Raw genomic sequence first — 11,817 nt, forward strand, 5'->3', positions numbered from 1 at the left:
TCCATTTTTCATCTTAAAGATAAGAGACACCAAAAAAGACAAACCTCCAAAAAGAAGTTTGTCTTCGGTCTGAAGCTTGAAACCTAAGGTTTCAAGCTTTTGTTCAATCGGGATAGATATAGGTAAGGCCAGTTGATGAGGGATTAAACCAACCGCGAAAATTTTGAATGCTTTGGTTGCCAGCATAGTTGGACTCCTTAACCTGAATTTTTTGATCATTTTCAACATCTGTTATATAGGCTACGTGACCATAACCGCCTCCTTCGTTAGGCCAAACAGCAATCGCTCCAACCTCCGGCTTATTGCCTATTCTAAAACCTAAGACTGAAGCGTTGATTGCCCAAGTCTTGGCATTGCCGAGATAATTGGGAATCCAAGGAGCTAACTCTTTAACACCCCAAGTGCATTGTCCTACAGGATAGGTATTGATCTCATCGAGATAAGACGTAATCTTGGGCTGTTTTTGTGAACCAATTCTTGAAACTTTCTCAAGAGTCTGATCGGGTAAGATGAACCCTTCTTGTGAGCCATCACTATAGGTAACATAGGCATGGACATGATAGTCAGCTGCCTTATTGGCCTGTTTTTTTAAATCAGCATTTATAATCCAAAGTCCCTTGTCAGCGGACTGTCTTTGATACCAATAGAGATCCGATTGGTCTGGTTCTGACCAGACGGCAAGTTCCAACGCCTTGATGTATTTAGACTGTTCGGTTTCACTGGCTTCAACGGCAAACTGATCCGCTGCCATTTTCCTTGCTACTGCCACCTTAGGTTTGCCATAATTAGCAATATTGGTGACGGTAAAGCTATCACTTCCTAAACCCTGCAAACCCGCTTTTAATTGGCTCTTTCCATAAATATGAACTTGATACTTTCCCAAACTAAAGTGATGGCTCTTCAGATTGATCAGAATTTTATAGCTACCATCGGTCTGCTTCTGGGCCTGATACCACTTGAGATCATCTTGACCTTTGTCACGGGACCAAACAGCTAGACACAAACTCTCTATATGCTCTGGTACTTTAGTCAAATCTACTTGATACTGGGTATCACTGACCTTACTAATCTTGCTTTTAAGCGCAGGTTTATCTACAGTCGTCGTCTGGGAGACGATTCCGATTAACTTGCCATCCTTCTCTTGATAGGTGTCAATGTGATAGTCCCCGTAACCCTTGTGATTAGCATAAGGAACAAGGAGGTTTCCGGACGAATCCGCCTCATACCAACTTAAATCATCTTGACCATGTTCATCCGACCAAACAGCTACCTTGATTTTGCTTCCCAATGGGGGCAAAGTAGTCGCTGTCAGACTGAGTCCTGAGTTAGAAAAAGTAATACTGGGTCCCTGCATTTTGACTTTCGTATCTTTCAGTGTTTGTCCCACTTTAGAACCATCAGTATAGGTAACATAAACAGCTGTTTTATAGTATCCAGCACGGTTACCATGATTGGCTGGATTGAATTGGACAGACAATTTGCCATCAATTTTTTCTGAGCTGGTGTACCAACAAAGATCATCCTGCCCCTGCTCTTGAGACCAGATGGCAACACTAATGCTACTGATTTTCTTCCCTTTTGATCGCTCCTGAGCAGAAACGGTATAGGTTTTAGATGATTGATCATAATCCGACTTGGTCAAGGTCACTTCCTGATCATCTGCACTGGTCGATTGGCTAAAGAAAAGAAGTCCTAAACAAATAGTGGAATAAAGGCAGATATTGAATCGTTTGAACATAGCATTTCCCTTCTATAAATCTTGCTACGATACCTCGGTATCGCTCATCTTTATATCCGAAAAGAAAGTTAAAAATGAGAGTGAGGCAGAACCCCAAAAATCTTTGTTTTTTGGTTTGTTTTACCGCTTCTTATTTTTAGGCTAACTTTTAAATGGCTTCCCACAGACTGTTTGAACCTCCGCACAATTGGATGATAAAGAGTCCCAGCAAAGCCTTTCGAGGTGGCAGATAAAGCCAAAGCCAAGTACTTGGCATCAAAATAATGTCATTTGCCTAGCCTAGCAAGAAATAGGTAGGTAGATAGCTTTGCTCTCAGGGTTTTCTACCTATGATAGTTCAGTGGCCTATTATAGCCAGCAGTGATTGATTAGAGTCTAAAGCCTCTAATCAACTATGCAGAGGAAATGTTAACGTTGATTAAATAACAAATCTCTTTATTACCTTCAATGCGTCTTACAGGTAAAGCCATAAAAAATTAAAAAGCTGGATACTTTTGACCCAGCCGCATTTATTTAGATAATCTTCCTTTTAAAACTTCATTTGATAGGTTCTAATAAAATCATTCAGCTTTTTCAATATCCTCTTTCATCTCGTCAACATTGAGTTTGGCAAAGAGATAGTGGCGGTCTTGAACAGGAAAGCGTTGATCCAATTGATCAACTGGACCAACTTCTACTAGACCATCTTCGATAATAAAATCCATCACATGACCGCCAAAGGTCAAATCATCGGATAGAAAGTGCAAATGATAACCAGCCACACTCACACCGTGAAACATCTCAGGAGTCCAAATCCCAACAATAGTCCCTGAGATATTTTCAATGGCGTATTCCGGCTGCATGGTAGCGACATCCGCAAATTTACGATCTGTGCTAGACTTAGGGATCATACGGACGTGCATCTTTTTGAAACGGCCCTTAATTTTAATCGAACGAAAGAGATTGACGCCATCATAATAGGACTCAATCCGATCTTCCAATTCCTTATCGGTCATCTCAAAACGCTGACGAAAGATGACCTCTGCTTGATGGGGGACAACAGCTGCATATGGCACCTTAGCATCAAGTGGCACTTCAACAACTTCTGGTTGATCGCCCGATCCTTTGGCTTGATAAGCTTTCCCATCAAGAACAATCAATTCGCCATCAATGGAATCAAGTGTCCCTATTCCTAAATCACCATGCTCCAAGAGTTCCTCAATGGTTAGAGAACCATCATAAAGTCCAGCCATCAGGGCTCCAAGTGTATTGTACTGAAAAAGTTTAATAACTTCAGCCATGTCGATCCTTCTTTCCTCTTAGTAAAATTCATCCGGTAAAATAGTCTCACCTAATTTGACATTGTCCTTATAATCAATTGGCACATCAATTAAAACAGGACCTGTGACTGTCTCTGTCAAGGCTTGAGTCAGCAAGCTTGCAAAAGATTCTTTGCTATCAGCACGATAGCCCTTTGCACCAAAACTCTCCGCATATTTGACAAAATCAACCGGACCAAAATCAACACCTGATGAGCGGCCGTATTTCATTTCTTCTTGAAATTCAACCATATTGTACTTACCATCGTTCCAGATAATGTGCACAATTGGTAACTTCAGACGTACTGCCGTCTCCAATTCCTGAGCAGAGAAGAGGAAACCGCCATCACCAGAAATCGAAATAACTTTGGACTTAGGACGCAGAAGGGCAGCTGAAATAGCCCAAGGTAGGGCAACCCCCAGTGTCTGCATACCGTTTGAAAACAGTAAGTGACGGGCTTCATAAGATTTAAAGTAACGCGCCATCCAGATATAATGACTGCCAACATCAACTGTCACCGTCATATCATCAGTGACCTGTTCTTGCAGGCTGGCGATTAAATCCAGTGGATGAATCAGGCCATCCTTAGAGTGACGATCAAATTTCAGATCTTCTACCACTTCTTTTTTTAGGTTTTGGAGGTATTCCACAGATCCGTCAGGCAGACTGTAACCTGAAATAGCTGGCAGAAGCAAATCAAGCGTCTCTTCAATGCTGCCAATCAGCTCACGTTCCGGTTGAAAATAAGTATCAATCTCTGCTGGTTCTGCATCAATAACAACAATCCGAGCAGAAATTTCCGCATTCCAGTTGCGAGCTTCATATTCGATTGGGTCATAGCCAATAGCAATGACCAAATCTGAGCGCTTCAAGAGCATGTCACCCGGTTGATTACGGAAAAGCCCCACACGACCGAAGAAAGTTTCTTCTTCTAAGTCACGCGACACGATTCCTGCCCCTTGGAAGGTCTCAACAACTGGCAATTTAACGGCTTCCAACAGACGACGAATGGAAGCTGTAACATTTCTGATTGAGGCCCCATTCCCCAATAACAAAACTGGCAAGGCAGCATTGCGAATAGCCTGTGCCAAATAATTGATATCATCAACTGAAGCCGAACCTAACTTAGGATCCGTTAAAGGTTTAATGGCCTTAACCGAAACCGGACTATCCGTCACATCTTGGGGAATCGAGATGAAACTAGCTCCCGGCTTGCCTGATTTAGCATAGCGATAAGCGTTAGCCATGATTTCTGATATAGTATTGGACTCATGAATTTCAGCCGCATACTTGGTGATGGGTTCCAACATAGCTACATTGTTCATGGACTGATGAGCCCGCTTGAGCAAGTCGGCTCGCTTAACCTGACCACCGATGGCAAGGACAGGATCACCTTCATCTGTTGCCGTTACTAAACCGGTTGCCAAATTTGAAATGCCGGGACCAGAGGTAGCTATCACAACTCCTGGTTCCCCAGTTATACGACCAACCCCTTGCGCCATGAAGACCGCATTTTGTTCGTGACGAGCAACGATAAGTTCCGGTCCCTTGTCTTCAAGGGTATCAAAAACACGATCGATCTTAGCTCCTGGGATACCAAATACATAGTCCACATCATGATTGATGAGGCTATCAATAACCAGATCCGCGCCATAATTTGCAGATTCCTCTGACATTTTCTTACCTGACTTTCTAGTTTTTTGAATTTCACTGAGGATTAACTTAAAATTTCACAAAGTTTTCCTGCTAAATTCATATGAATTATTTCAATTATAGCACAGTTTTGAGCATTTTCTTTTCAAAAGATTTGTGAAATTATGAGCAATACAAGATTAGAAAGTCTAGTCCTCTAAAAAGGCTGCCATATTCAGATCATCGGGAACCAAACGAAGATACTGCTGTGCAACTTCGCGGGCCGTCTCACGGTAGCCGAGCTCCCTCAAAAGATAGGTGTAGTCTTGTAAAAACTCAGGATTGTCCTTGAGATCTTGGGTCAGAGCTTGATAATAAACCAAGGCTTTTTCGTCTTCATCCAGGGCTTGATAGGCTTTGGCAAAATTCCATTTAGTAAGCAGGTTATCAATATCTTCATCTTCAAGAGCCAAAACTTCCTCGTAGCGCCCTTCTTCCAGATAAAGATTGGAGAGACGCATCAAAACTTCTTCAAGATCCTCGGCCAAATCTTTAGCTGTCAACAAATAAGATTCGGCTGCCTTAGGATTATGATTTTCATAAGACAACTGTGAGGCTAAGAGCAGAAGCTGGATGTCAAATTCATTTTTCGAAAGGCCTTGTTGCACCAATCGCAGCGCTTCTTCAAGCTGATGTTCAGCGTGCAGCGACAAAGCATAAATGTATTCATAACCTTCAAAATCCGGATTCATGGTATCCAGCTGCTTAAAATAGAGATTAGCCTTTTGGAATTCATTTTGGTCATAGAGAATCGTAGCTAATTCAAATACAGTCGCATCCTCATACTCAATTTCAATAGCTTTTTCTAAAAATTCAATAGCTGCTTCAAATTTGCCTAGACTGGCATAAGAATGCCCGATACGTTGATAGGTCGATACTCCAGTCGTTTCTGAAATATCACGGTTATCCAATTGGGCGTATTCCTGAATGGCCTGATCAAAATTCCCTAATTGATAGTCAAGCTCGGCTAAACCAAAGATGACTAGTGGCTCATCGCTGATTTGGCTGGCTTCCACCATTTTTTCACGGGCAACATCGCTAAGACCTTCCATATCGTAGATATCAGCCATAACCAAGAGGGCTGATAGATAATTTTCATCATCTGAATCAATGGCATCTAGATAAAGGAAGGCTTCTTCAATGTCATCATCTTCTGCTGCAATCTGGGCAAGATTGATATTGACCTCAGGATAGTTTTCTCTTTCCTGCAGATAGATTTCTTTGGCCTGTGGTAAAAAACCGATACTTTCTAAATACTGGGCTAAGGATAGGAGGGTTTCGGTATCATCTTCAACAAGTGCTCGTTTAAAGTATTTGTCAGCATGTTCTAAATCCTGCTGATCCAAAGAGGCAATCATTTTTTCGCTATTTAACATGGTAGTTCTGCTCACTTTCTTCATAAAGACCACTAAAGCTACGGTACCAGTCGAAGAGTTCCTTAACTACTACCTTGAGGGAAGCATAGATCGGAATTCCTAGCAGGATGCCCCAAACACCAAAGACTGACCCTGATGCTAGGAGAATAAATAAAATCATAATAGGGTGAATGCTCAATTTGGTTCCTAAGACCAGAGGAGAGACAAAACGTCCTTCAATCGTTTGTTCAACAGTGAATACCAAGAGAACTTTGATCAGCATCCAAGGGCCTTCTACCAAACCTAGGATGACCACAGGTACCATGGCCAAAAAGCTACCTAGGTAGGGAATCATATTGAGAAAACCAGCTAAAATACCAAAGGTCACCGCATAGCGCAGACCGATGACACTAAACAAGATGGAGAACATAATCCCAACAACAATAGCAACCATAACTTGACCTTGGACATAACCCTGCCACTGCGAATTGATATCACTCAAAATACGTGACATGGGAGTGCGCCATTTGATAGGGATAGTTTTAAGGATATTGCCTTTGAGCTTATGACTATCTCTTAGGAGGTAAAAAACAATAAAGGGCGCCATGATAATAGCAATAGCAACCTTGGCTACAACTCCTGCAAAATCACTAGCCCAGCTAACGATATTTTTAGAAAAATTCTCAGCGTATTTGACAGCCTCGCCGCTGTAGTTATTAACTAAATTCTCCAGTTGAGGACGCAGGAAGGTCAAACGCTCATTGTCCAAAACTTTATTAACCTGCTTCTCAACGCTTTTCACATAGTCAGGCAGGTTCTTAACAAAGGACATGATCTGATTTTGCAAAGTTGGAAGGAAGCTAGAGGTCCCCCAGAATATCAATCCTGCCAATATCAGATAAACTAGGCTAATGGCCCAAATTCTGCTAATTTTAAAATATTTCTCAAAAAAGTTAACAATGGGCTTAAGTAGATAATAGAGTAAAACCGAAATCACAATTGGCAGCATGACAACGGTCAAAAAGCTCGCAACTGCTACAAAAATGAAACTAATTTTGGTCAGCAAATAGAGAGCCAAAAAAGTTAAAATCAGGATGATCAGTGCACTGACGGCCCGATTGTCCACCACCCATTTAAAGAACCAGCTATCATAAAATTTTTCGTTTTTCTTATCCATCATATTTCCTTACTTATCGTAAAATTGAACCGTTTTATCTGTCAGTTTTCCTGACCTATCATAACAAAATTTAGCTGAGAAAAAAGGACGATCCTCCAAGATCCATTTAAAGATTTCATAGTCGCCTTCCCAAGTCGGCTTAGATAAAACTTGATCATAGGGCACCCAAGCTAGGGTCCCTTCACGCGATTCTTCTTCTGAAATCAGTTGACCTTCAAAATCAGTTACCTTAAAAACATAGGTATACCAGTCATGACCCGGCGTAAACTCAGGAAAAGTAATCATCCCCTTGAAATCCATCTCTTTTACTGTAAGATGCGTTTCCTCAAAAATTTCACGGCGAGCACATTCTTCTGGTGTTTCTCCTGCTTCTAATTTGCCACCAACCGAAATCCACTTTCCTTCATGAACATCATGGGGCTTCTTATTTCGCAGCATTAAGAGCAGTTCCTTGCCACTGTCAATATAGCAGATGGTTGCTAGTTTGGTCATCTTGCCCTTCTTTCACAGTCTTTTCTCCTATTTTAACAAAAAAATGCTATAATGCCTTCATAGAAATCAAGATTTTCGGAAAAGGCAGTCAAATGGAATATATTTACTTTGGGACCTATACCAAAAGATCATCACAGGGCATTTATCGGACAAAATTTAATTCTAATACTGGGCAGTTTAGCAAGCTGCAATTAGTAGCTAAAGAGACCAATCCTACCTATCTAACTTTTACAGATGACGATTACCTCTACAGCGTAGGAAGTCTGGATGGACGTGGAGGCTTAGCCTGCTTTGACCACGCTTTTCATTTGCTGGAACATCTTGTCGAAGAAGGAGCTGCACCATGTTATGTGGGCACTGATGATGTGAGAAATTTGGTTTTTACGGCCAACTATCATACTGGGCAGGTCTTGGTCTATAAACGCCAAGATAATGGTAGTATAATACTAAGCGATCGGATTCAACATCAAGGATCCGGTCCTCACCCTAATCAGAACCAAGCTAGAATTCATTTTGCTGATCTGACACCAGATCACTATCTTGTGACCTGTGATTTGGGAACCGATGATTTGACAACTTATGCCCTTTCTAGAGCCGGCAAGGTCCAACCGATTGGTAACTTCGCTATGCCAGCTGGTGCTGGTCCCAGACATCTTGTCTTCCATCCACACTTTAAGCATGCCTTTGTTGTCTGTGAGTTGAATTCGACCCTGCAAAATCTTCTTTATCAAGGTTGCGGCTACTTTGAAGCCTACCAGACTATCTCAACCATTCCTGAAGATTACACTGGTTTCAATGCTCCTGCTGCGATTGCTATCACAAAAGATGGTCGCTTCCTCTATGTCTCCAACCGCGGTCATAATTCCATCGCCTGCTATACTTTTGTACTGGATGGCTATATTCATCTAGTAGAAATCCTTCCTAGTCATGGGCAGACGCCTCGTAATATTTGTCTAACAACCGATGAGCACTACCTCATCGTGGCACATCAGAATTCGGACAATGTCACTGTCTTTAAACGAGACCTAGATACAGGACGGCTAGAGAAGCTCAGCCATGATTTCCAAGTTCCTGAAGCCGTCTGTGTGCTGGCTAAAAAGACAAACGAATGAAACATATTTTGACAGGCAGATTCATTTACGATTTATGATAATTATGCTTTAATAGTTTTATCACTAATAAGGGAGCATGAGATGAAGCCAGCAGAACTATTTAATCAGGTAAAAGAACTTATTGAGAAAAAAGATTTTTCAGCCGCCCAAAAATTCATCAACAATAATAAGGATGATTTAGGGGATTATTTCGAACAAGCCAAAACACTCCTGATAGGAGCCAAGGGAAGCGATAACCTTCTTGATAAAGCCAAAAAATTATTTGGCAAATAAACTTTAATGATAAAATGCCTTGAAATTCTCTTGATTTCAAGGCGTTTTAGTTATATACTTATCAGCCCGATAGTCATCCTTGTCTAAAAGTCCTGTCTGTCCTGTCAGCAGATTGACTAATTCTTTGGCAATTAAAGGTCCTGTAGTCAGGCCAGATGATCCTAAGCCGCTGGCCACAAAAAGACCAGGATTTTCAGGGAGCTGGCCGTAAAAAGGAGCAAAGTCACTAGTGTAAGCCCGAGTTCCTACACGCTCAGAAAAAGAGCTAGCTTCTCTCAATTTAGGAAAATACTTTAGCGCCTCTGTTTCTAATTTTGCTAAGATACTTGAATCAACCGTCAAGTCATAACCCTGATCATTTTCATGACTAGCACCGATCGAAATCTGACCAGACTTGAAAGGAATAATATCCAACTCCCCTTCTGGCATTACAACTGGCAGATCCTCGGTGACTAACCCTTCAAAAAAATAATCTCGCAGTTGCCCCTTTTGTGGACGGATATCCACCTTATAACCCAAGGGAGCCAATAAATCGGGCAACCATGCACCGGCTGCTAATATCACCTGATCAAAGATCTGATCTGAAATAAGATAACCCTGCTCACTAAGAGAAACAGTTACTTTCTTCGACACCAGTTGACAAGCGCTGGCAGCCAATAGTGTTTTGGTCAGATGAGCTCCCTCCACTCGAGCACCACCCGAAGCAAAGAGTAGTTTATTAAAACCCTCTAAATCCGGAAAGTCAACCGCAACTTTTGAGTGATTCAAAAGTTCCAAGTGACCAATCAAGGGGGCTTCTTTTCGGCGATCTTTAGCTAACTCTTGCAGTTCTGTCAACTTAGTCTCATCGTTTTTTAAAAGATAAACGCCGGTCTGTTTGTAAAAATCGGTCGCAAAGCCATCTGCCTGTAAATCAGCAACCAAGGTTTGATAAAAATCCGCTCCTAAACGGGCCATACGATACCAAGCCTTGTTACGACGCTTTGAAAACCAGGGACTGATAATCCCTGCTGCTGCCTTTGTCGCTTGACCCCGACCATAGTCAAAAACTGTTATCTCAAGATTATCTTCTTTAGATAAATAATAGGCAGCTGTTGCACCAACAATACCGGCCCCTATTACTGCAACTTTCATCCCTTACTCCATTAGTATTTTGTACTGTTTTCAATTAAAGATGACTAAATGGGTTGGTTGAGCTAGCACTCGCAAGCAATTCAACATCCCAATTTTCTTCTTCTTTCCAAACAGTCATCTTATCAATCACCCCTTTGATAAAGAGGACTTCAATGTGATGCCCCGGGTCAATAGCTAAGAGACCCTGAGTAAGCATATCCTGAGCTGTATGATAATAAATATCACCTGTAATGAAAGCCTGAGCCCCTTTTGCTAGAGCATCTTGATAAAAGCCTTGACCACTACCTCCACAGATGGCGACACGGCTGATTTCGGGATTGTCCTCATCATATTTAATCAGCCTAACACTATCCAGGTTAAAGACCATCTTGACCTTATGAGCAAGATCTTCCAGCGACTGTGGTCGAATATTACCCACGCGCCCAATACCGTAGCCGTCAGTTGTTGCAGTCAGAACCTCAGTATCTTGAATGTCCAGCAACTGACAGAACCAATCGTTGAGACCATCTGGCACGATATCAATATTAGTGTGGCTGACATAGACTGCAATATCATGCTTGACTAATTGTAGAAGGATATCGTTTTGCGGTGTGCTGACTAAATTTTTTAAAGGCCGAAAGATAGGAGCATGTTTGGTGACAATCAAGTCAACTCCTGCCGTGATTGCTTCGGCCACTGTTGGCTCACGGACATCTAGGGTGACCATAACTCGTTTGATTTCTTTATCCAAGGTGCCTAACTGTAAACCAGAAACATCACCTTCCATGGATAATTCTTGAGGGCAGTATGCCTCGTATCTTGCAATAAAATCTCTAGCTTTCATAGCTGATAGCCTCCTTAATAGCATCTATTCTCTGAACTAGGGCTTTGCGGTCAGCCTGATTAGCAGATGGTACCTGAGTCAGAGCCACTTCCAACTTAGCCAACTCTCGCTGCCACTTTCTTAAAAAAGTCTCTGACTTCCCTCTCAAAAGACAGGGACCAAAACGTACCTCCGCCGCTGTCAGTTTTTGCTCTCCCGCCTCTGCTACAATAATTTCATAAAATTTATGATTTTCAATCATAACCTTCTCAGCTATAATCGCAAAGCCATTGGCTGATAACCAAGAGCGCACATCATCTTCGCGGTTATTAGGCTGGAGGATAAGACGTTGCCCTGCAGTTAATTTATCCAGACCAGCGGTCAAAATCTCGGTGATTAGATAACCTCCCATACCACAAACACTGATCGCACCGATACCATCTTCTGGCTCAAAAGCAGCCAGGCCATCAGCCAGACGAACCTCAACGCTATCAGATAAGCCAGACTCTGTAACGTTGGTAAGCGCTGAATTATAAGGTCCCTTGGCAACCTCACCAGCAATGGCAGAAGTAATTAAGTCCTGCTCCACAAGAAAAATTGGGAGATAAGCATGGTCACTGCCAACATCTAATAGCTTAACTCCGTAGGGGATATAATCTGCAACATCAAGTAAACGTTTGGATATATTTGTCTCCATAACAACCTTTCACACTGTCATTTTTATCTATTATAACAAAAAAAGC

11 protein-coding genes are annotated in these 11,817 nt (G+C 41.9%); 2 read left to right on the forward strand and 9 right to left on the reverse strand.

Annotation, left to right across the window (positions count from 1 at the left end):
- Positions 1 to 103 precede the first annotated feature (103 nt).
- The 6 genes from ACFOSE_RS05790 to ACFOSE_RS05815 form a co-directional block, all read right to left on the reverse strand.
- Positions 104 to 1,738: a GBS Bsp-like repeat-containing protein gene (locus ACFOSE_RS05790; RefSeq protein ID WP_380431576.1), complete on the reverse strand. Its 1,635-nt coding sequence runs from the start codon at positions 1,736 to 1,738 to the stop codon at positions 104 to 106.
- Positions 1,739 to 2,298: 560 nt separating this feature from the next.
- A complete protein-coding gene (gene budA, locus ACFOSE_RS05795) occupies positions 2,299 to 3,018 on the reverse strand; it encodes an acetolactate decarboxylase (protein WP_380431578.1) in 720 nt (239 codons plus the stop codon).
- 18 nt (positions 3,019 to 3,036) lie between these two features.
- On the reverse strand, positions 3,037 to 4,713 hold the full coding sequence (gene alsS, locus ACFOSE_RS05800) for an acetolactate synthase AlsS (protein WP_380431580.1): 1,677 nt from the start codon (positions 4,711 to 4,713) through the stop codon (positions 3,037 to 3,039).
- 165 nt (positions 4,714 to 4,878) lie between these two features.
- A complete protein-coding gene (locus ACFOSE_RS05805) occupies positions 4,879 to 6,105 on the reverse strand; it encodes a tetratricopeptide repeat protein (protein WP_380431581.1) in 1,227 nt (408 codons plus the stop codon).
- On the reverse strand, positions 6,095 to 7,261 hold the full coding sequence (locus tag ACFOSE_RS05810; RefSeq protein ID WP_380431626.1) for an AI-2E family transporter: 1,167 nt from the start codon (positions 7,259 to 7,261) through the stop codon (positions 6,095 to 6,097). The genes ACFOSE_RS05805 and ACFOSE_RS05810 overlap by 11 nt, the downstream gene beginning before the upstream one ends.
- A gap of 9 nt (positions 7,262 to 7,270) precedes the next feature.
- Positions 7,271 to 7,753: an NUDIX hydrolase gene (locus ACFOSE_RS05815; RefSeq protein WP_380431583.1), complete on the reverse strand. Its 483-nt coding sequence runs from the start codon at positions 7,751 to 7,753 to the stop codon at positions 7,271 to 7,273.
- Positions 7,754 to 7,845: 92 nt separating this feature from the next.
- Between ACFOSE_RS05815 and ACFOSE_RS05820 the strand changes: the two genes are divergently transcribed.
- A complete protein-coding gene (locus tag ACFOSE_RS05820; RefSeq protein WP_380431585.1) occupies positions 7,846 to 8,865 on the forward strand; it encodes a lactonase family protein in 1,020 nt (339 codons plus the stop codon).
- An 81-nt stretch (positions 8,866 to 8,946) separates the two neighbouring features.
- On the forward strand, positions 8,947 to 9,138 hold the full coding sequence (locus tag ACFOSE_RS05825; protein WP_380431586.1) for a hypothetical protein: 192 nt from the start codon (positions 8,947 to 8,949) through the stop codon (positions 9,136 to 9,138).
- 36 nt (positions 9,139 to 9,174) lie between these two features.
- Here ACFOSE_RS05825 and ACFOSE_RS05830 read toward each other — a convergent pair whose 3' ends face one another.
- The 3 genes from ACFOSE_RS05830 to ACFOSE_RS05840 are packed head-to-tail and all read right to left on the reverse strand — an operon-like array spanning position 9,175 to position 11,771.
- Positions 9,175 to 10,272, reverse strand: a complete 1,098-nt coding sequence (locus tag ACFOSE_RS05830; RefSeq protein WP_380431587.1) for an NAD(P)/FAD-dependent oxidoreductase — start codon at positions 10,270 to 10,272, stop codon at positions 9,175 to 9,177.
- A gap of 34 nt (positions 10,273 to 10,306) precedes the next feature.
- The gene (locus tag ACFOSE_RS05835; protein WP_380431588.1) at positions 10,307 to 11,095 is read right to left on the reverse strand and encodes a Nif3-like dinuclear metal center hexameric protein; all 789 of its coding nucleotides are present in this window, start codon (positions 11,093 to 11,095) and stop codon (positions 10,307 to 10,309) included.
- The gene (locus ACFOSE_RS05840) at positions 11,085 to 11,771 is read right to left on the reverse strand and encodes a tRNA (adenine(22)-N(1))-methyltransferase (protein ID WP_380431590.1); all 687 of its coding nucleotides are present in this window, start codon (positions 11,769 to 11,771) and stop codon (positions 11,085 to 11,087) included. The genes ACFOSE_RS05835 and ACFOSE_RS05840 overlap by 11 nt, the downstream gene beginning before the upstream one ends.
- Between the last annotated feature and the right edge of the window lie 46 nt (positions 11,772 to 11,817).

It is taken from the genome of Streptococcus dentapri (assembly GCF_042649885.1).
Taxonomy (GTDB): Bacteria; Bacillota; Bacilli; order Lactobacillales; family Streptococcaceae; genus Streptococcus; species Streptococcus dentapri.